Source organism: Roseateles sp. GW821-FHT09H11, assembly GCF_059415845.1.
Window position 1 is genome coordinate 53,277 of record NZ_JBWKOA010000009.1, and the last position, 19,798, is coordinate 73,074.

A 19,798-nucleotide genomic window follows, 5' to 3' on the forward strand; every position below is an offset into this window, starting at 1 on the left:
GCGGCCTCCCCCCATGCCGACGCTGCCCTCCCTCGCCGCCTTCCGGCCCTATCTGCGCGACGCCTTGCGCGACGATCTCGTCGCCGCCGTGGTGGTCAGCGTCCTCCTGATCCCGCAGAGCCTGGCCTACGCGATGCTCGCCGGGCTGCCGCCGCAGGTGGGCCTCTACGCGAGCCTGCTGCCGCCGTTGTTCTACGCGGCGCTGGGTTCCAGCCCCTTCCTCAACATCGGCCCGGTCGCGGTGCTGGCGCTGATGATCATGCAGACGCTGCAGCTGGCGCCCGCCGGCGTGAGCCCGAGCGAGGCCGCGCTGGTGCTGTCCGCCGAGGTCGGCCTGTTCCTCGGCGCGGCGGCGCTGCTGCGCCTGCACGCGCTGGCCGCGCTGCTGTCGGTGCCGGTGCTGCACGGATTCGAATCGGGCGCGACGATCGCCATCGCCGCCAGCCAGCTGCCGGTGCTGATCGGCTCGACGGCGACCGGCGGCACGCTGCCGGAGCTGTGGCGCTCCCTGTCGGCCCACGGCTTCGACTGGCGCGGCGTCGCGGCGCTGTTCGGGGTCGTGTCGCTGCTGGCGCTGGTCGTGGTGCGGCGGTTGCCGAAGGGCTTCGTCTCCCGGATCGCGCCGCTGGCCGTGCTGCTCATCGGCATCGGCGTCGCGTGGGGCTGGGATCCGCAGGGCCTGCCGCGCGTCGGCGAGCTGCCGCCGCTGGCGCTGGTCTTCACGCTGCCGCGGCTGGATCCCGAGCTCTGGACCGCGATGCTGCCCGGCGCCGCGCTGATCGGACTGCTCGGCTACGTGTCCAGCCTCGCGGTGGCGGAATCGCTGGCGCGTCGGGTCGGTCAACGCGTCGACGCGCGGCGCGAACTGATGGGCCTGTCCGTCGCCAATCTGGCGGCGGCGATCTCGGGCGGCATGCCCGCCGCCGCGAGCTTCTCGCGCAGCGTGCTGATGAGCGACGCGGGCAGCCGCACGCGCATGACCGGCGTCTTCGTCGCCGCAATGATGGGCCTCGTGCTGCTGACCTTGTCACCGTTGCTGGCCTGGGTGCCCAAGCCGGTGCTGGCGGCCAGCATCATGGTCGCGGTGCTGTCGGGCCTGAAGTTCGGCCCCTATGGCGATGCCTGGCGCTACGACCGCGCCGAGGCGCTGCTCATGACGGCGGTGACGCTGCTGGTGATCTTCGTCGGCATCACCGCGGCCCTGGGCCTGGGCGTGGCGAGCGCGATCGCGCTGCTGCTGCAGCGCAGCGCCCGGCCGCACGTCGCGCTGATCGGACGCATTCCCGGCACCGAGCACTATCGCAACGTCGAGCGCTATCAGGTCGAGCTCGACCCGGAAGTCCTGGGCCTGCGCATCGACGAGAGCCTGCTGTTCCTCAACGGCCGCAGCCTGGCCGACGTGGTCCAGGCCCACCTCGACACGCACCCGACCACGCGGCGCGTGCTGCTGCAGATGTCGCCGGTCAACAGCATCGACTTCAGCGGCCTGAGCGCGCTGAAGGAGCTGCACGAGACGCTCGAGCGCCAGGGCCGGCGACTCGACCTCAGCGAGGTCAAGGGGCCGGTGCTCGACCGGCTCAAGGCCAGCGGCTGGGAATCATGGTTCCGTGGGCGCCTGTACCTGTCGCATCACCTGGGGATGCGCGACGCGGGCTGACGCTCAATGCACCTCGTTCAGATGCCCATGCTTGCGCAGGTCGGGGATCAGGAAGCAGACGAGGAAGGCGAAGAAGCACATCACCGAGACGTACAGATAGAACGCGCTCTCGACGTTCGCGGACTTGAGGCTCAGCGCGACGAACTCCGCCGAGCCGCCGAAGATCGCGTTGCCGATCGCATACGACAGGCCGACGCCCAGCGCGCGGATCTCCGGCGGGAACATCTCCGCCTTGATCAGCCCGCCGATCGAGGTGTACAGCGACACGATCGCCATCGCCAGGATGATCAGCCCGAAGGCCGCGTACGGGCTCTGCACGCCCTTGAGCGCCGACAGGATCGGCCACGTGCACAGCGCGCCGAGGATGCCGAACCACAGCATCGAGGTCCGCCGCCCGATGCGGTCCGACAACGCGCCGAACAGCGGCTGCATGCACATGTAGACGAACAGCGCCGCCGTCATCACGGTGCTCGCCACCTTCTTGTCCATGCCCACGCTCAGCACCAGGTACTTCTGCATGTAGGTCGTGTACGTGTAGAAGGCCAGCGACCCGCCCGCGGTGAAGCCCAGCACGATCAGGAACGAACGCATGTGCTTGCTGAACAGCTCGCGCATCGAGCCCGATTCCTTGCGGTCGAGCTGCTCCGCCTTCGCGGTCTCGGCCAGCGAGCGGCGCAGGTAGAACGCGATCACCGCCGTCGCGGCGCCCGCCGCGAACGGGATGCGCCAGCCCCAGTCATGCATCTGCGTCTCGGTCAGCGTCTGCTCCAGGACCGCCACGACCAGCACCGCCAGCAGCTGGCCGCCGATCAGCGTCACGTACTGGAAGGACGCGTAGAACCCGCGCTGGCCGCGCAGCGCGACCTCGCTCATGTAGGTGGCGCTGGTGCCGTACTCGCCGCCCACCGACAGGCCCTGGAACAGCCGCGCCGCCAGCAGCAGCGCCGGCGCCAGGACGCCGATGGTCTCGTAGGTCGGCATGCAGGCGATGGCCAGCGAGCCGCCGCACATCATCAGCACCGAGATCATCATGGCCGTCTTGCGGCCCTTGCGGTCGGCGATCCGGCCGAACAGCCAGCCGCCGATCGGCCGCATCAGGAAGCCCGCCGCGAACACGCCCGCCGTGTTGAGCAGCTGGACCGTGGGATCGCCCTTCGGGAAGAACGCGTGCGCGAAATAGATCGACGTGAACGCGTAGACGTAGAAGTCGAACCATTCGACCAGGTTGCCGGACGACGCGCCGACGATGGCGAAGATGCGATCGCGCTTCTCGTGCGCGGTGTAGTGCCCGGGGACACCGGACGCCGGCGACATCGCGCCGCCGGACAGGGGAGGGGTGTTGGCATTCATGCCGGCAGCCTACTCCCGCGATGGAAAACCCGCAGGCGCGGTTCGGACGAACCGAACGCCACGCGCACCACGGATGGACTACCCCATTTCGGCCACCGCCAATCGCACGCCGAAGGCCAGGAACAGCGCGCCGATGCCGCGGTTGAGCCATCGCCCGAGCGCGCGCGCCCACCCCTGCCCACGTGCGCGGGCGCCCGCCGCGGCGCTCGACCAGGCGAGCAGGTGGCACCACAGCATCCCATTCACGTTGAAGACGGCGCCCAGGAACAGGAAGGCGACCGCCTTGCTCGGCGCGTCGGCCGAGATGAACTGCGGGACGAAGGCCAGGAAGAACAGCCCGACCTTGGGGTTCAGCACGTTGGTGAGGAAGCCCTGCGCAAAGATCTTCCGCAGCGGGGCCGCGGGGGGCGGCGTCAGGCCTTGCTCCTGGCGCGCGTCCTCCGCCCGGGCCTCGGCCGCGCGGCGCTTGAACAGCATGCCGACGCCGAGGTACACGAGGTAGGCCGCGCCGAGCAGCTTCACCACGGTGAACGCCGCCGTCGAGGCCGACAGCAGCGCCGACAGGCCCAGCGCCGCGGCCAGGATGTGGACGCAGGTGCCGGCGCCGATGCCGAGCGCCGCCGCCGAGCCGGCGCGGAAGCCCTGCGTGGCGCTGCGCGCCATGATCAGCAGCGAGTCCGGTCCCGGCGTCATGTTGAGCAGCAGGCCGGAGGCGATGAAGAAGCTGAGGTCGTGGGTGCCGAGCATCGAATGCATCTCCTGAAAGGCCGCCATCATGCCCGCCTCCGCTTGCGCGGACCGCGCGAGATTCGCGCAGTGATTGTTCCGATCTTTTCAACGGACTGTTGCGAAGGAATGGATTTAAGGGTGAACCCTTATCGTTCATAGTTCATCCCATCGACACACCGACACCGCTTCCGGGAATCTCCACCAGGCGACGGCTTGAAACCTCCGGGCAACCGACGGATTTCAAACGAAACCGAATTGAATCCCTGGCGCAATCGACGGGTCGAATCATCCACCCCGTGCCCCTTCGCTGTTGCCCTGGGACCGAATCTGAAAGGAAAGATCATGAGCACCAAGAACATCCTGGCTTCCGTCCTGTTCGCTTCCGCCGCCCTGGTGGCCGGCAGCGCGATGGCCAACGACAACCCGCACACCCAGCCCGTCAACACCCCCAGCGCCGTGAGCCGCGCCGAAGTGCTGGCCGACCTGGAGATCTACCGCGAGTCCGGCCTGGCCGCCGTCGAGCAGTCGGAAACCTACGGCTACGACAACGCCCGCCGCGATGCCGCCCAGGCCAAGTACGCCCAACTGCGCAGCTCGCCGTACTACGCGACGCTGGTGAAGAAGTTCGGTGGCAGCGCCCCGGCCACTTCCGTCGCCGGCCGCTGATTCCCGTTCCTGATACCCGCCTGCAAGCAACCCCCTGAGAGAGAACTCGAACAATAGATTGGTAGAGAGCGTTTTTTGAGGTCAAGGGCTCCGGCCCTGGTCGGTGGCGGTTCTCCGCACTCCTCCCTCCTGTCCGTCACCGACCGCCTATACCCCCCTCGGATGAGCCACTACTCGCCGAGGGGGTTTTCTTTTGCTTAAGAACCAATTAAGTCTCCGCGCTGTCCGATACTCCTTCCGATATTCAACAGGCAGGGGCGACATATTCATCCGGCATTCGCCCAGATCGCCCCGGAACCGCGTGTGACACGGGAATGCGGCGCGCAACACGCACGACCGTGCGGAATCCCGGAGAATCGCCCCGCGGCCCCCCAGCAGTCCCCCTCTTCGGGCCGCCAGATCAAGGGCATCGGATGGACCGGATCGTGCAAATGCGGGCGTTCGCCCGGGTGGTGGAAACCGGCAGCTTCACCAAGGCGGCTGACTCGATGGATCTCCCCAAGGCCAGCCTGACGCGGCTGGTGCAGGCGCTGGAAGCGCGGCTGCGGGTCCAGTTGCTGACGCGCACCACCCGCAAGGTGACCGTCACGCAGGATGGCGCCGCCTATTACGAGCGGACGATGGCCCTCTTGAGCGAGCTCGAGGCCATCGACCAGGGGATGCTCCACGACCAGAGCAAGCCGCGCGGCCGCTTGCGTGTCGACGTGACGACGCTGACCGGATCGCGGGTGCTGATCCCCGCGCTGGGGGACTTCCACGAGCGCTATCCCGACATCCAGATCGCCCTGGGTGTCAGCGACCGCGCGATCGATCTGCTGGTCGACAACGTCGACTTCGTGCTGCGCGTCGGCGCGGTGCAGGACGCCGGCCTGGTCGCGCGTCGCGTCGGGCAGATCCAGTTCTGCACCTGCGCGTCGCCGGCCTACCTCGCCAAGCACGGCACGCCGGAGACGCCCGAGGACCTGGACCGGGAGCCTCACCAGGCCGTGGGCTACTTCTCGTCGCGGACCGGGCGCGTGTTCCCGTTCGTGTTCCATCGCGGCGACGAGCGCATCGAGGTCGAGGGCCGCCGCCGGCTCGACGTCAATGACAGCAACGCCTACGTCGCCGCCGGGCTGGCGGGACTGGGCGTCGTCCAGCTGGCGAAATACGCGGTCCAGGACGAACTCACGAGCGGCGAGCTCGTGCCGCTGTTCCCGGAGTGGCACCACAACGCGGTACCGGTCTACCTGGTCTATTCGCCCAACCGCTACGTGTCGGCGCGCATGCGCGTGTTCATCGAGTGGGTGGCCGAGACGCTGGCGAAGAAGGGTCTCGGCCCGGATTGATCCGGTCGATGGCGTCGATCGCTCAGACGGCGCCGGCCGGCGCGCCGCCGCGGCCGGCCAGCCACACCACGAGCAGCACCATCAGCAGCACCCACAGCACGACGATGGCCGCGCCGACCTTGAGGTTGCGCGGCAGCCGGCCGCGCTGCTCGGCGGCACGCAGGCGCGCCCGCGCGATCACCTGCGGCGGCATCAGCCGCAGCACCAGCCAGAAGCCGAGCGGTACCAGGATCAGATCGTCGAGCAGGCCGAGCACCGGGATGAAGTCCGGGATCAGGTCGATCGGGCTGAGCGCGTAGGCGGCGACCGCGATCGCCACGAAGCGCGCCAGCCAGGGCGCCTCCGGATCGCGTGCCGCGTAGAAGACGGTGAGCAGCTCGCCCTTGAGCAGGGCGGCCCAGCGCTTGAGGGATCCGCGTTTCATCCGCCCATCATGCGCCAGCCGCGGGGGCGGCGCGTCAGTCCGCCCAGATGACTTTCCGGCGCTGGGCGATCCAGTTTTCCAGACGCGGACCGTAGACCTCGTCGACGCGATTGCGGCGCACCTTGAAGGTCGGGGTGATCAGCCCATTGTCTACGGTCCACGGCGTCGCCGTGACGATCAGGCAGTCGAGCTGCTCATGCGGATCGAGGCGCGCGTTGACCTTCTCCAGATGCGCGGTCAATTCCTGCTCGAGCCCGGCGCGATCGCGCGCGGCGGCCTCCGGCGACAGCATCGCGATGCCCACCGGCTGCGCGAAGTTCGCGCCGGTGACCGCGCAGGCCTCGATGGCGGGGTTCGTCGACAGACGGTCCTCGATCGGCGCCGGCGACACGTACTTGCCCTTGCTCGTCTTGAACAGGTCCTTCACCCGTCCAGTGATGCGCACGCAGCCGGCGAGCGCGCCCTTATCGGAAATCTCCGCCTTGTCGCCGGTGTGCAGCCAGCCGTCGGCGGTGAGCGTCTCGGCGGTCAGCTCGGGCTGCTTGTAGTAGCCCAGCATCAGCGCCTGGCTCTTCATCTGCAGCTCGCCGGTGATCGGATCCAGCCGCGTCTGCACGCCGTCATAGGCGGGGCCCACGCTGCCGATCTGGTCCCGCCCCGGCACGGTGATGTGCGACAGCGCCAGGTTCTCGGTCATGCCGTAGCCCTCGTTGATCGGCAGGCCCAGCGCGCGGTACCACTTCAGCAGCGCGACCGGCATCGGCGCGGCACCGCCGGCGGCGAAGGTGCACTCGTTCAGGCCCAGCGCCTTCAGAATCTTCTTGCGCACGAGGTTGCCGATGAAGGGCAGCTTCAACAGGCGCTCGAGCTTGGGCTGCGGCACCTTGGCGTGCACGCCCTGCTGGAATTTGGTCCACAGCCGCGGCACGGAGAAGAACACCGTCGGCCGGGCGCGCTGCAGGTCGGCGGCGAAGGTGTCCAGGCTCTCGGCGAAGTAGATCGTCATGCCGGTGTGGAGCCAGCCGTGCTCGACCAGCGCGCGTTCCACGACGTGCGCCAGCGGCAGGTAGGACAACATGCGATCGCGTTCGCTCAGCGGGATGCGCTTGAGCCCCGTGGCGATGGCCCACGCGAAGTTGCCGAACGAATGCATCACCCCCTTGGGCGTGCCTGTCGTGCCGGACGTGTAGATGATGGTCGCCAGGTCGTCGGCGGCGCGGATGGGCCTGCCCTTGAGCGGCTGCGTCTCGGCGCAGATCGCGTCCCAGTGGTCGTAGGTGTCCTGGGCGTCGTCGGGGGAGACCGGGTAGGAGATGCAGGTCAGGCCCAGCGGCACGCCGGGGCGCATCCCTTCCCAGCCGTCGAGCTTGCCGACGAACAGCAGCTTGGCCTCGCTGTGGCTGAGGATCTGGTGGATGGTGTCGGGAGCGAGCGTGGGATACAGCGGCACGCTGACGTAGCCGGCCATCCAGATCGCGAGGTCGCTCATCAGCCACCACGCGCAGTTCTTGGACAGGATGGCGACGCGGGCGCCGGGTTCCCAGCCCTGTTCGAGGCCCAGCGTCTTCAGGTGCGCGGCCATGCGGCGCGCCTGATCGGCGACCTCTTTCCAGGTGAAGTCCTTGACGACGCCCCCGCCCATCGGCTGGCGCAACGTGACCCGGTCCGGCGTGTCCAGCTCCCAGGCATAGAGGCGTTGCAGCGCCAGGGAGTCGGCAGGCAGGCGGGTCGTCGTGGACATCGGTGGTCTCCTTGTTGTGGTGTTGAATCGTGACGGAATCAACGTTGGAGACTACGACGCCTCGCGTCGAGGAACGAGCGGGTTTCTTCGATGAACGTGATCGACTTGGCACCCTAAACCAGGGTTTCCTTTCGAAACGCCAGGAGGCTCAGCCCTTCGCCGCGACGGCCTCCAGCTCGGCGGCCACGAGCGCCTCGAGCGCCGGCAGCAGCACGTCGTCGCCGGTCTCCTTGGCCACTGGCGCGTCGCCCAACGCCGCCGCGCCTTCGCGCTTGATTCTGGCGACCCATTGCCCGGCTTCCTTGCCCTGCGACAGGCCGGTGCTCTGCAGCAGCAGGGTGCCGTCGGCCGCGAGCAGCTTGAAGTAGAAGAGCCCGTCGGTTTCGCGGTACTGCTTGAACGCCGGCACCGTCGACTTTGCCTTGGTCGCCTGAGCGACCGGCGTGGCCAACGGCTGGAAGCGTCGCAGGCCGACGGCCTCGCGCGCCTGCGCCAGCAGCGGACCCGCGATGGCGCGGGCCTTCGCGGCGCCTTCCATCAGGATCTCCTCGATCTTCTCGGGATTGGCCATCAGCGCGTCATAGCGCGCGCGCATCGGACCGATCTCCGCATCGATCAGCGCGAACAGCTGGTCCTTGGCCTCGCCCCAGGACAGGCCACCCTGCAGCGCCGCACGGAACGCCTGGCGTTGCGCGGGTGTGGCGAATGCGTCGTAGATCTGGACCAGGTGCGAGCCCTCGGTCTCCTTGGGCTCGCCGGGCAGGCGCGAGTCGGTGACGATCTTCGAGATCGCTTCGCGCAACGCCTTCGCGCCGCCTTCGAACAGCGGGATCACGTTGTCGTAGCTCTTCGACATCTTGCGGCCGTCCAGGCCGGGCAGCAGCTCCATCTCCTCGTCGATGCTCGCCTCGGGCAGCACGAAGAGTTCCGTCTTGAAGGTGTGGTTGAAGCGCTGCGCGACATCGCGCGCCATCTCGATGTGCTGCGCCTGGTCCTTGCCCACCGGCACGCGATGCGCGTTGAACATCAGGATGTCCGCGGCCATCAGGATCGGATAGCTGTACAGGCCCATCGTGATGCCGGCGTCCGGGTCCTCGCCCGCGGCCACGTTGGCGTCGACCGACGCCTTGTAGGCATGCGCGCGGTTCATCTGGCCCTTGGACGTGACGCAGGTCAGCAGCCAGGTCAGCTCGGGGATCTCGGGGATGTCGCTCTGGCGGTAGAAGACGACCCGGCTCGTGTCCAGGCCGGCGGCCAGCCAGGTCGCGGCGATCTGCAGGCGCGAGGCCTCGATGCGGGCCGGCTCGTCGCACTTGATCAGCGCGTGGTAGTCGGCCATGAAGAAGAAACTCTCGGCGCCGGGCTCGCGGCTGGCCGCGATGGCGCGCCGCACCGCGCCGACATAGTTGCCGAGGTGCAGGGTGCCGGTGGTCGTGATGCCGGTCAGGACACGCAGGGTCATGGGAACTCGTCGCCGTCGTTTCGCATAACGGCGATTGTCCCGCAAAGGCGGGCCCCCGTCGGAGGGACAGGGGTTGCCAGCGCGCGGGCGATCAGCCCAGCGTGGCCATCGACTCGCCGAGGCGCACCGCACCACCGGGCTGCCACTGCGCGTTGAACTGCATCGGCAGGTCCTTCGGGAACAGCAGCACGACGGTGGAACCGAGCAGGAAGCGGCCCATCTCCGCGCCCTGCGCGTAGCTGAAGTGCTCGTTCTCGTAGTGCCAGGTGCGCAGGCGGCCCGGCCGCGGCGGATTGACCACGCCGTGCCAGACGGTGGCCATCGAACCGACGATGGTCGCGCCCACCAGCACCAGGACCCACGGGCCATGCTCGCCTTCGAAGAGGCAGACCACGCGCTCGTTGCGGGCGAACAGGCCCGGCACGCCGCGGGCGGTCGTCGGGTTCACCGAGAACAGGTCGCCCGGCACATGCACCATGCGCACCAGGCGCCCGGCGCAGGGCATGTGGATGCGGTGGTAGTCGCGCGGGCTCAGGTAGATCGTCGCGAAGTGGCCGTCGCGGAACTGCGCGCCCAGCTGCTGGTCGCCGCCGACCAGCGCGGTGGTCGAGTACTGGTGGCCCTTGGCCTGGAAGATCTGGTCCGCGCGGATCGCACCGAACTGGCTGATGGCCCCATCGACCGGGCAGATCAGCGGCGCGTCGGCCAGCGGGCGCACGCCCGGCTTCAGCGCGCGCGTGAAGAAGTCGTTGAAGGTCGAATAGGCGGTCGGATCGGACTCGACCGCCTCGGCCATGTTCACGCCGTACTTGGCGATGAAGCGCTTGATCGTCCAGGTCGTGAAGCCACCCAGTTCCGCGCTCGCCAGCCGACCGGCCAGCCGCGTCATGGCGCCCTTGGGCATCAGGTATTGAGGCAGGACGGCAAGGCGATCGGACACGGCATCGGGCCCCCGAAGGGGCGAAAAATGGGTGGCGGATTCTAGGCGGGCAAGTACGGGTCCCACACCCGGGTTGCTCCCGGGCGGGCTTCGCGCCCTCCCACGGGCCCCGCGCGGAAGGTCGGTACCATGACGCCCTGCCCGCCTTCCTGCCTGCCTTACGGCGTCCGTCTTCAGTGGTCCCTCCGATGTCTTCCCCCGCGCAGCAGCACGAACACGCGCACGAGCATGCGCATGAGCACAGCTCGTTCTACAAGTTCGTCCGGCTGGACGAGACGGGGGCGCTCGCGCAGCGGCTGCGCGACGTCAACGACTCCCTGGGACGCGCCATCGGCGGCAACCTGCTGCTCGCCCCCGAAGGCATCACCGGCGCCATCGGCGGGCTGCCGCAGGCGCTCGATGCCTACGAAGCCGCGCTGCGTGCCGAGCCACCGTTCGCCGACCTGCACTTCAAGCGCAGCTTCTGCGCGACGCGCCCGTTCACGCTGCTGAAGGTGCATGAGAAGCCGGAGCTCGTCGCCTTCGGGCTGGATGGCGTCACGGGACTGGCCGATGCGCGCGACACGCATGTCTCGCCGCGCGAATGGCGCGAGCTGATCCGGCGCGACGACGTCGTCCTCCTGGACAACCGCAACCACTTTGAATTCGAACTCGGCCATTTCGAAGGCGCGATCGATCCCGGCGTGCGGCACTTCCGCGACTTTCCCGCCTACATCGACGCCCACGCCGACGTCTGGCAGCGCGAAGGCAAGACCGTCGCGATGTATTGCACCGGCGGCATCCGCTGCGAGAAGCTGTCCGGCTGGATGACCGCGCGCGGACTGACCGTGCGGCAACTGGACGGCGGCATCCTCAACTACTTCGAGCAGATGCCCGATGCCGACGCGGACTGGCGCGGCGAGTGCTTCGTCTTCGACAAGCGCATCGCGATCGACACGCATCGACGCGAGACCGCGACGACGGCGGAAGAGGTCTATGGCGACGATCCCGCCGAGGCCTGGCGGCTCGCACGGGCGAAGCGGCTCGATCCGAAGGGCTGAGTTCAGCCCGTCAGGTCTTCGGTCAGGCGCAGGCGACGCGGGTTGCGCGTGTCGATGACGGCGGTGTGCGCGGCCTTGTCGTGCAAGCCCTGACGGTTGGCGTCCCACAGGATCTGCAGGAAGCCCATGCCGCCGGTCGTCGCGCCGGCCGCGTAACCGCCGTAGCGGCGCACGCACAACATCGGCTTGAGCGGCTTGCCGGTCAGCTCGACGATGCGCAGGCCCATCAGCTTCTTGCCCGGCGTCTGGCCCGGCCAGATCAGTGGGAAGGCCACGAAGTACACGAAGGCCCAGACCAGGTTCAGGCCCACCACCTCCCACCAATGGCGGAGTTTCTCGAGCGGCGAGCGCTGGGCCTCGTCCTTGAGCGTGCGCACCTCTTCCTGCAGCGCCTTGATGCGCAGGCGGTCGGCCTTGCGCTGCAGCTCGCCGTCCTTCTCGACCTGCCGGATCACCTCCTGCTCCAGCCCGCCGGAGGCCGAGGCGGAAGCGGCCGACGCCGCGGTCGCGGCCGCCGCGATCGCGTGCTTCACGAGGTCCTTGACGTCCTCGTGGACCTCGGTCGTGTCGTTGTCCTCGTCGTGGCGGTCGGCCTTCTCGGTCGAGGCGGCCTTGTCAGTCGATGCGGCCGCGGCGGCCTCGCGGCGGGCCTGCTTCGTTGGCTCGTCGATGTGCTCCATCGTGCTCGAGTAGAGCCCGAACGCGACCAGGCAAAGCGCCGGCGCCCAGCCGAGCCAGCCGGATTCCTTGCGGACTTCCCCGCGCGATGCGCGCTGCAGCTTGTACCAGCGCCACGCGACCCAGCAGCAGCCGGCGAGCAGCGGCGTGTTGCCGAAGTTAGAGAGCAGCGTCACCAGCGTCACGTCGACGGCCATCGCCTTGGCGCGCTGCCAGGGAGAGGCCAGCGGCAAGCCGAGCAGGGCCGGCGCGACGTTGAGGTCTTCGGGCGTGATCCAGTCGCGCGGGTCCTCGGGCGCCTCCGCCGCGGCGCGCCGCTTCGCGAGCAGCCGGCGGACAGGGGACGCCGCTGGCGAAGGCGAAGGCACGGGCGCTTCCGGCACCGGGGGAACGGTCTCGGAAGTGGGCGGTTCAACGGGCGGGATCATGGGGCAGGATTGTCGCGAGGGCGCTCCCTCTCCGAGGCCCATGACTTCCCTAGCTCTCGCCACGCTCTTGCTCCTCGCGGTACCAGAGGGGGATGTCCCGGTAGATGCGATCATCAATGAGATAGACCGTGCTGGGTACGCCGGGAGCCCAGATCCTCATGCGCACAGAGCGCTGCTTCCATTCCGGCCAGCTGTCGACCTCTCGTTTGGCCTCTTGGATCGCTCGGAGGAATGGGTAATCGTTGCTGTTGAATGTCATGGTCAGGCCGCCTTCGTGGTGTGCAGGGGTGCTCCGGGCCCACTGTCGGGCCCGGCATCGGGAAGCTCGCGGATGAGTCGCTGCTCCTCGGTGACGTAGTCCATGGATGTCGCCCGGAATCGCGGGCCCCAGCCTCGGATAGCGCGTTGCGTGACTTGCCCATCGTCGGTCTTGCGGGGCGCTGTGCCTACGGAGAAGAACTCCATGTAGCGCCGAGGCGCAACGCCTACAAAGGCCCGGAAGTTGGTGCGAATCCGAGACGGCTCCTCGGGCTCCACGCTGATGGCGTCCGCGTGGAGCTGATCCGTGCGGCTCTTTTCGTAAGGCTCGATGAAGAGCACGTCCGCAATGCCGCTTGCAAGGATGTGCCGGGCGCAGAGGTGGCAGGGAAAGGTCGTGCGAGCGGAGCGCGGCCGCATGCGCGAAGAACATGCCCTGCTCGTCGCGCGTGGGCGAGACAAAGGGCTCGGCAAAGACCAGCTGGACCAGTCGCTTCAGGTTTGCCCTCAGCGCCGCACGGCGGCCCGCCAACACAAAGTAGTCCGCCAGCGGAAACACGTCGCCCACCTTCTGTCCCAACGGGGTGTCTTCAGCATGGTCGCGGGCAATGAGGCGGATCGCGAGTTCCTCTGGTCCCGCGTTCCCGTGCTGAAGACCAGCAAACCTCAGGGCGAGATTGCGACGTCGACTTTCCCTGGGCGCATAGGCGGAAACGAGCAGGAAGGCCTGACCGTAGACCTCTCGGAAGAGCGCGATTTCCTCGGGGCGACAGAACGACTTCACGAGATAGGCAAGGCCATGAGTCGCGCGGACATCCATGCTTCCCGTGATCTGCTCGCGAAGAACTCGAATGTGCGCCAGACCCAGCCGTGCCACGATGTCCGCATTGCCTGTCGCGCGCCGCAACTTCGTGCCCTTGGTAATGAGCGCATCCATGCGCTCGAACTCATTGCCAGGGCGATGGACCAAGCCCATGAAGGGGTCAATCAGATCGCCTAACGATACGACCCGCGTCTCATAGCCCGCCAAGTTCAGCTGGCTCGCCAAGGTCTCGCAGACGAGGCTCAGGTCGACCCCTGTCGGCCCTACAAATCCGAAGAACAGCTCCGGCAGGCCCTCTGGCAAGTCTTTTGGGGTCGACCGATCCGCGATCCGAGAATCATCATTCGCTGCTTCCGTCCCGTGCTGCATGTGCACCTCCAAAAGCATCGACTCTAGGCATCAGTTCCTCTTCCAACACCTGCCCAGGAGAGGAGTCATTCGAGCGAATCCTCCCGGGATTCGTAGGCCGACCGACTCATGCAAGTCAGCCGCCCTCGAACCGCTGGCCCCGGAGGATTTCCTCCGTCGCCGGAACACAAGCTCGCTGGCATCCGCGAGGCCCAGGTTGCAAGATGCACATCGATGTCCCGTTCGAGCGCCGGGCCATCCCGCGACCCCCGATAATTCGCGCTCGTCCACCGAATTCCATCCGCGCGCCCGCGCCAGGCCATGTCCAACCTCATCGTCCACGGCGGCTCGCCCCTGAAGGGCCGCATCGTTCCCTCGGCCAACAAGAACGCCGTCCTGCCCATCCTCTGCGCCACCCTGCTCACGCGTGAGCCGGTCCGGCTGCACGGCGTGCCCGAGATCACCGATGTCAAGAAGATCCTCGAGGTCTTCCGCAAGCTCGGCAGCAGCGTGTCCGTGGACTTCAAGAGCGGCGTGCTGGACCTGCACCACCTCGATACCCATTTCGATCCGGCCAAGGACCATCTGCCGGAAGAGATGCGCTCCTCGATCATGCTGGTCCCCGGCCTGATGGCGCGCTTCGGCGCCGCCCGCATCGAGGACGACGTCAAGGGCTGCACGCTGGGCGCGCGCGAGATCGATCCGCACGTCGAGGTCTTCCAGCGCTTCGGCGCGAACGTCGACCGCGCCCCCGACGGCCTGGTCGTGAAGGTCGAAGGCCAGCTCCGCGCCAACGACCACTGGACCGACTACGCCTCCGTCACCACGACCGAGAACTTCGTCCTCTGCGCCGCGCTGGCCCACGGCACGTCGACGCTGATGAACGCCGCCAGCGAGCCGCACGTGCAGGAGTTCTGCCAGTTCATGCAGATGCTCGGCGCGAAGCTCGAAGGCCTGGGTACCTCGCGGCTGACCATCCACGGCGTCGCGGCCCTGGGCGGCGGCGAATTCACCTTCGCCGAGGACTTCCACGAGATCGTCACCTTCCTGGCGCTGGGCGCGATCACCGGCGGCGATGTCCGGGTCAAGAACTCGCAGCCCGAGCAGTTCCCGCTGATCGACCGCACCTTCGCCAAGTTCGGCGTCCAGATCATCCATGAGGACGGCTGGTCGCGCTCCGTCGTCGACGGCAAGCTCAAGGTCAAGGAGCCCTTCACCCGCAACATCCTGCAAAAGGTCGAAGCGGCGCCGTGGCCCTACCTGCCGGTCGACCTGCTGCCGATCTTCGTCGCGCTCGGCGTGAAGGCCGAGGGCAGCGTGATGTTCTGGAACAAGGTCTACGACGGCGCGATGGGCTGGACCACCGAGCTGTCCAAGTTCGGCGCCCACGCCTTCCTGTCCGACCCGCACCGCATGGTGACCTTCGGCGGCAAGACGCTGAGCCCCGCCGAGGTCGAGAGCCCCTACATCATCCGCGTCGCCATCGCGCTGCTGATGGTCGCGGCCAGCATCCCCGGCAAGTCCGTGATCCGCAACGCGACGCCGGTCCGCCGCGCCCATCCGCAGTTCGCCGAGAACATCACCCGCCTCGGCGCCAAGGTGGAATGGGTCGAGGGCGACTGATCGTCGCGGTGCTCGCCGCACTCGTGACCACCGCGCCCGCGGTGGCGCAGCCATCGCCGCCGCCGGCCCCGCCCGTGCTGCGCTGGCTCGTGCAGGACATGCCGCCGCATTTCGTCTATCGCGACGGCAAGCCGCCGCAGCGCGCCGAGGACCTCGGCCAGGGCGAAGTCGACGGCTTCCTGCGCCTGCTCATCGAGCGCATGCCGCAATACCGGCACGAGTTCATCGAACTCAGCCTGCCCCGCTTCGAGGCCCAGGTGCGCCAGGGCGAGACGCTGTGCTCCGTGCTGCACGTGCGCACGCCCGAGCGACTGCAGTGGCTGTACTTCACCACCTTGTTCCCGCCGATGATGTCGCGCCAGATCCATGTGATCGTCCGACGCGAGGACCTGGCCCGCTTCGAATCCAACGGCCAGCCGCTGCAGCTCGCGGAGCTGCTGCGTCGCACCGATCTCACCGGTCTGCTGACGCGCGACCGCAGCTACGGGCCGCGCATCGACAAGCTGCTCGCCGCGAGTCCGGAACGCGCGCCGCGCTCGATCGTCGCGGGCCGCGGTGCGCACCTGCTGCCGATGCTGCGGGCCAGGCGGATGGACTACACGCTCGAGTACCCGATCATGGTGGACGAGTACAACGCGACGCATCCCGGCCCGCCCGAACTCGCCAAGCTGCCGCTGGCCGAGGGTCGCAGCACATCGGTGGCCACCGCCGGCTGCAGTCGCACGCCGGAGGGTCGCCGCGCGATCGAGGCGATGGACCAGGCGGCACGGCAGTTGGCCGCCGAATCGCAGCGCGATGCGTGGATCAAGGCCTGGCGCAACGGTGCGCCGATCGATACCGACGATCTGCAGCGCCTGAACCGTTTCCTCGACGAGCGCGCCCGCGGTCCGGCGCAGATCGAGTGAACACCGCCGCCGGTTGAAGGTTCAGTTCCCATGGCCCGTCCGCCGAAGCTCGCCTTGCCGCTGCGCGACGGCGTCGCCGCGAGTGCACTCGCCTGCCCGCCGGGCCCGTGGACACGGGTGCTGGACTTCCTGGCCGAGCGTCTGCCGCTGGTCGCGCGCGACGACTGGACCGCGCGGATGGCACGCGGCGACGTGCTCGACGACACGGGCACGCCGCTGCCGCCCGATGCGCCTTATCGCGCGCAACGCCGCCTCTACTACTGGCGCTGGCTGGACGACGAGCCGCCAGTCCCTTTCGAGGCACGCATCCTGCACGTCGACGAACACTTGCTCGTCGCCGACAAGCCGCACTTCCTGCCGGTCACGCCGAAGGGTCGCTATGTCCAGCAGACGCTGCTGACGCGCCTGCGTCGCGAGACCGGACTGGCGGACCTGAGTCCCGTGCACCGGCTCGATCGCGAGACGGCGGGGCTGACCTTGTTCTCCGTGCAGCCGGCCACGCGCGACGCGTACCAACGGCTGTTCCGCGATCGCGACGTCGAGAAGGTCTACGAGGCCATTGCGCCGTGGCGCGACGACATCGGCGCACGACTCCCATTCGAGTACGAAAGCCGACTGGAGGAGCATCCCGTCGACTTCATGCAGATGCGCACCGTCAACGACATGGAAGCCACGCCGAATGCGCGCACGCGTATCGCGCTGATCGAGCGTCTCGGCGCCGATCACGCCCGCTACGAGCTGCGCCCGCACAGCGGCGTGAAGCATCAGCTGCGCGCGCAGCTGTGTGCGCTGGGGCTGCCCATCGAGGGCGATCGCATCTATCCGGTGCTGCAGCCTGTCGAGGACACGGTGGACTTCACGCGTCCGCTGCAACTGCTCGCACGCGAGATCGCCTTCACGGATCCGGTGAACGGTCAGCCGAGGAAGTTCGTGACCTCGCTCCAGCTGACCGCCGCGGCGACGCGCTCATAGCGCGCCCCACGAGTCTCACTGGGCCCAGACGCTCAAGCGCTCAACGCGTCGAGCTTGCGCAACGCCGCCAGCGTCGCCCGGCAGGCGCCGGCGAGCTCGGTGCCCTTGATCACGAGGTGCTCATGGAAGAACCCGTGATGCGTGGCGTGCTCATGGAATGCCAGCGGCGTGAGCACCGCCGAGAACACCGGCACGCCGGTATCGAGCTGCACCCGCATGAGTCCGTCGATGACGGCCTGCGCGACGAAGTCGTGCCGGTAGATGCCGCCGTCGACGACGAGCGCGCAGGCGAGCACCGCGTCGAACTGCCCGCTGCGCGCGAGCTTCATCGCATGGAGCGGGATCTCGAAGGCGCCAGGGACCTCGAAGGTCTCGACGCGGACGGGCCCGCCGGCTTCGAGTCCGCGGATGGCGGCCTCGCGACATCGACCGACCAGGTCGGCATGCCAGCTCGCGGACACGATGGCCACGCGCGGAACGGCGGAGGAGGGAGAGTGGAGGTGGTTGGTCTGATTCATGTGAACCCTTCGGTTGGAACGATGAATCAGGGCGCGCACGCACAACGCGGCCGCCCGGCGGCGCAGGCGCGAACGCTTGCGCCGGCCCGCGAGGCCGACGATGGACGCGATCTCTTTCATCCGGACTGTGACCGTCGGCCCTGGTTTCTCACCAGGTCTGCTGACCCCGGCACCACAAGGGCGGTGCCGGGCGCTCGCGGGCTCCCGGGGTCGTCGGTCTGTCGACCGCGCCCCGGATACCGCCGGTGGGGACTTCCACCCCGCCCTGAGAACGCTGCCCTGCACGCCTTCGGAAGGAGGGTGTGCGGGGCGGGCGGATTCTAGGTTTCCGAACACGGATCCGAGCGACGCGGTCCGCATGTCCCCACGGCCGCGACAGGTGTTCCCCCAGCGGTGGGCCGCCGTGAGTGCGACGAGTCCGCCGAGGTCGATCCAGGCGACCGTTCCGGCCCGTCAGGACCATTCGGGGACCCGTCACGGCTTGGAGTTTCCCCGGGGAAACCAGCGAACACGGCTCGGCACAATGGCCCGACGATGACTTGACGATGTATGGCGGAACTTCCGTCGCAAGCTCGGCATCCACGCATGACCCACAAGGCCATCCGCATCTCGGTGGGCGCCCGCCCACTGCTGGCGCTGTTCGTGTTCGGACTGCTGCTCGTCGCTTTGTCCAGCGGCTGGCAGTTGCGCGAAACGACGCAGCGCCGCGCCGTGGAGGCCGACGCGGAACTGAGTGCCATCCCGCTGCTGTATGCCGGGCCGCTGGCCTACAGCCTCCAGCAGCGGCTGGAGCGGCCCGAAGCGCTGCACGGCCTGCTCCATCACATCCTCACCCGTCACAACCTGCGCCGCGTCGAGCTGCGCACGCGCGATGGCCAGCAGTTCCGTGCCCTGTCCGATGACGACGGTGAACCGGGCCAGAGCGCCGAGTTCTCGCTCGCCGGCAGCGGCGAGCTGCGACTGCAGGCGTCGGCCTCGACGATCGGCGACACGCTGCGCCGCGATCCGCTGCTGCGCTCCGCGCTGATCCACCTGACCCTGGCGACCGTGCTGGGCCTGGTCGCCGCGCTCTTGCTGGACCGCTGGCTGCTGCGGCAGTTGAACCACCTGTCCGCACAGGCCCGCCGCTTCGATCCGACGCTGCCGCCGCAGACCCTGACCTGGCTCGAGCCCGGCGAACCGCGGCCCCGCGAGCTGCTGCAACTGGAGCAGGCGCTCGACCATGTCCGGACCTCGCTGGGTGACGAGCTGCACCGCGAGCAGTCCCGCGGGCGCGAACTGCGGGAGGAGATCGCCCGCCAGCACCGCGCGCTGCAGCAGGCGGAGCGATCCCTGGAAGCGAAGCGACGCGAACTGGCGTCCATGGAACGCCACGACGCGTTGACGGGCATCGCCAACCGGAGGGAATTCGATGCCGCGCTGCGGCGTGAGTTCAAGCGCGCGCAGCGCGACCAGGGGCGACTGGCGCTGGCGATCCTCGACGTGGACCACCTCAAGCCGTTCAACGAGCGCCACGGACGCAGCGCCGGCGACGAGGTGCTGCGCCGGCTCGCGCGGCTGCTCGCCGAGCACTTCCAGCGCGACACCGACCTGGTCGCCCGCCTGGGCGGCGAAGAATTCGCGGTGCTGCTGCCCGGCTTCGACATCGAGTCCGCGCAGGGGCTGATGGAAGCGCTGCGCGAGGGTTGGCGGGCCTTGGCCGTGCCGCATGGGGCGCTACCGGAGGGGACGCCCGACGGGAAGACGGACGACGGGATCGTGACGATCAGCGCCGGCCTCGCGGCCTCCCAGCCGGGGCATCCCTACCTCAGCCCGCAGGCGCTGCTGCAGGCGGCGGACGAAGCGCTCTACCTTGCCAAGCACATGGGACGCGACCGGCTCTGCCTCGCGTCGTGAGCGCGTCGTGAG

The 19,798-nt window shown here is 68.5% G+C and carries 18 protein-coding genes and 1 riboswitch; of the genes, 9 read left to right on the top strand and 9 right to left on the bottom strand.

Annotated elements, in window-relative coordinates; genetic code table 11:
• Positions 1–13: 13 nt before the first annotated feature.
• Positions 14–1,657, top strand: a complete 1,644-nt coding sequence (locus AC07PR_RS26185; RefSeq protein WP_495137030.1) for a SulP family inorganic anion transporter — start codon at positions 14–16, stop codon at positions 1,655–1,657.
• A 3-nt stretch (positions 1,658–1,660) separates the two neighbouring features.
• Here the strand turns inward: AC07PR_RS26185 and AC07PR_RS26190 are convergent, their stop codons facing one another.
• Complete coding sequence (locus tag AC07PR_RS26190) at positions 1,661–3,007, bottom strand: MFS family transporter (protein ID WP_377159102.1); 1,347 nt, start codon at positions 3,005–3,007, stop codon at positions 1,661–1,663.
• 78 nt (positions 3,008–3,085) lie between these two features.
• On the bottom strand, positions 3,086–3,754 hold the full coding sequence (locus AC07PR_RS26195) for a LysE family translocator (RefSeq protein WP_495137162.1): 669 nt from the start codon (positions 3,752–3,754) through the stop codon (positions 3,086–3,088).
• Between the two features lie 324 nt (positions 3,755–4,078).
• On the opposite strand from AC07PR_RS26195, the gene AC07PR_RS26200 reads away from it, so the two are divergent.
• Both AC07PR_RS26200 and AC07PR_RS26205 read left to right on the top strand, forming a co-directional pair.
• Positions 4,079–4,402, top strand: a complete 324-nt coding sequence (locus AC07PR_RS26200) for a DUF4148 domain-containing protein (protein ID WP_377159100.1) — start codon at positions 4,079–4,081, stop codon at positions 4,400–4,402.
• A 431-nt stretch (positions 4,403–4,833) separates the two neighbouring features.
• Entirely contained in the window at positions 4,834–5,730 is an 897-nt protein-coding gene (locus AC07PR_RS26205; protein WP_377159099.1) for a LysR family transcriptional regulator, read from the top strand.
• Positions 5,731–5,752: 22 nt separating this feature from the next.
• Here the strand turns inward: AC07PR_RS26205 and AC07PR_RS26210 are convergent, their stop codons facing one another.
• From AC07PR_RS26210 to asd, 4 genes are all read right to left on the bottom strand, one after another.
• Positions 5,753–6,154: a YkvA family protein gene (locus AC07PR_RS26210; RefSeq protein WP_377159098.1), complete on the bottom strand. Its 402-nt coding sequence runs from the start codon at positions 6,152–6,154 to the stop codon at positions 5,753–5,755.
• 34 nt (positions 6,155–6,188) lie between these two features.
• Complete coding sequence (locus tag AC07PR_RS26215) at positions 6,189–7,895, bottom strand: AMP-binding protein (protein ID WP_495137031.1); 1,707 nt, start codon at positions 7,893–7,895, stop codon at positions 6,189–6,191.
• A gap of 148 nt (positions 7,896–8,043) precedes the next feature.
• Positions 8,044–9,357, bottom strand: coding sequence for a tryptophan--tRNA ligase (locus tag AC07PR_RS26220; protein ID WP_495137032.1), 1,314 nt, complete (start codon positions 9,355–9,357; stop codon positions 8,044–8,046).
• Positions 9,358–9,448: 91 nt separating this feature from the next.
• Positions 9,449–10,297, bottom strand: a complete 849-nt coding sequence (gene asd, locus AC07PR_RS26225; protein ID WP_377159096.1) for an archaetidylserine decarboxylase — start codon at positions 10,295–10,297, stop codon at positions 9,449–9,451.
• A 188-nt stretch (positions 10,298–10,485) separates the two neighbouring features.
• Between asd and trhO the strand changes: the two genes are divergently transcribed.
• The gene (gene trhO, locus AC07PR_RS26230) at positions 10,486–11,337 is read left to right on the top strand and encodes an oxygen-dependent tRNA uridine(34) hydroxylase TrhO (RefSeq protein ID WP_495137033.1); all 852 of its coding nucleotides are present in this window, start codon (positions 10,486–10,488) and stop codon (positions 11,335–11,337) included.
• A gap of 2 nt (positions 11,338–11,339) precedes the next feature.
• Here the strand turns inward: trhO and AC07PR_RS26235 are convergent, their stop codons facing one another.
• On the bottom strand, positions 11,340–12,383 hold the full coding sequence (locus AC07PR_RS26235) for an RDD family protein (protein ID WP_495137034.1): 1,044 nt from the start codon (positions 12,381–12,383) through the stop codon (positions 11,340–11,342).
• A 109-nt stretch (positions 12,384–12,492) separates the two neighbouring features.
• The gene (locus tag AC07PR_RS26240; protein ID WP_377159093.1) at positions 12,493–12,702 is read right to left on the bottom strand and encodes a hypothetical protein; all 210 of its coding nucleotides are present in this window, start codon (positions 12,700–12,702) and stop codon (positions 12,493–12,495) included.
• Between the two features lie 417 nt (positions 12,703–13,119).
• On the opposite strand from AC07PR_RS26240, the gene AC07PR_RS26245 reads away from it, so the two are divergent.
• From AC07PR_RS26245 to AC07PR_RS26260, 4 genes are all read left to right on the top strand, one after another.
• Positions 13,120–13,701 (top strand): hypothetical protein, encoded by a 582-nt coding sequence (locus AC07PR_RS26245; RefSeq protein WP_495137035.1) that lies wholly within the window; start codon positions 13,120–13,122, stop codon positions 13,699–13,701.
• 492 nt (positions 13,702–14,193) lie between these two features.
• Positions 14,194–15,495, top strand: a complete 1,302-nt coding sequence (locus AC07PR_RS26250; protein WP_495137036.1) for a UDP-N-acetylglucosamine 1-carboxyvinyltransferase — start codon at positions 14,194–14,196, stop codon at positions 15,493–15,495.
• Positions 15,496–15,503: 8 nt separating this feature from the next.
• Positions 15,504–16,400, top strand: a complete 897-nt coding sequence (locus AC07PR_RS26255) for a TIGR02285 family protein (RefSeq protein ID WP_377159090.1) — start codon at positions 15,504–15,506, stop codon at positions 16,398–16,400.
• Between the two features lie 30 nt (positions 16,401–16,430).
• Positions 16,431–17,372, top strand: a complete 942-nt coding sequence (locus tag AC07PR_RS26260) for a pseudouridine synthase (RefSeq protein ID WP_495137037.1) — start codon at positions 16,431–16,433, stop codon at positions 17,370–17,372.
• 32 nt (positions 17,373–17,404) lie between these two features.
• Here AC07PR_RS26260 and AC07PR_RS26265 read toward each other — a convergent pair whose 3' ends face one another.
• Positions 17,405–17,890: a 6,7-dimethyl-8-ribityllumazine synthase gene (locus tag AC07PR_RS26265; RefSeq protein ID WP_495137038.1), complete on the bottom strand. Its 486-nt coding sequence runs from the start codon at positions 17,888–17,890 to the stop codon at positions 17,405–17,407.
• A 104-nt stretch (positions 17,891–17,994) separates the two neighbouring features.
• Positions 17,995–18,167: riboswitch (FMN riboswitch) on the bottom strand.
• Positions 18,168–18,475: 308 nt separating this feature from the next.
• On the opposite strand from AC07PR_RS26265, the gene AC07PR_RS26270 reads away from it, so the two are divergent.
• Positions 18,476–19,786, top strand: coding sequence for a GGDEF domain-containing protein (locus tag AC07PR_RS26270; RefSeq protein WP_483108238.1), 1,311 nt, complete (start codon positions 18,476–18,478; stop codon positions 19,784–19,786).
• Positions 19,787–19,798: the final 12 nt, after the last annotated feature.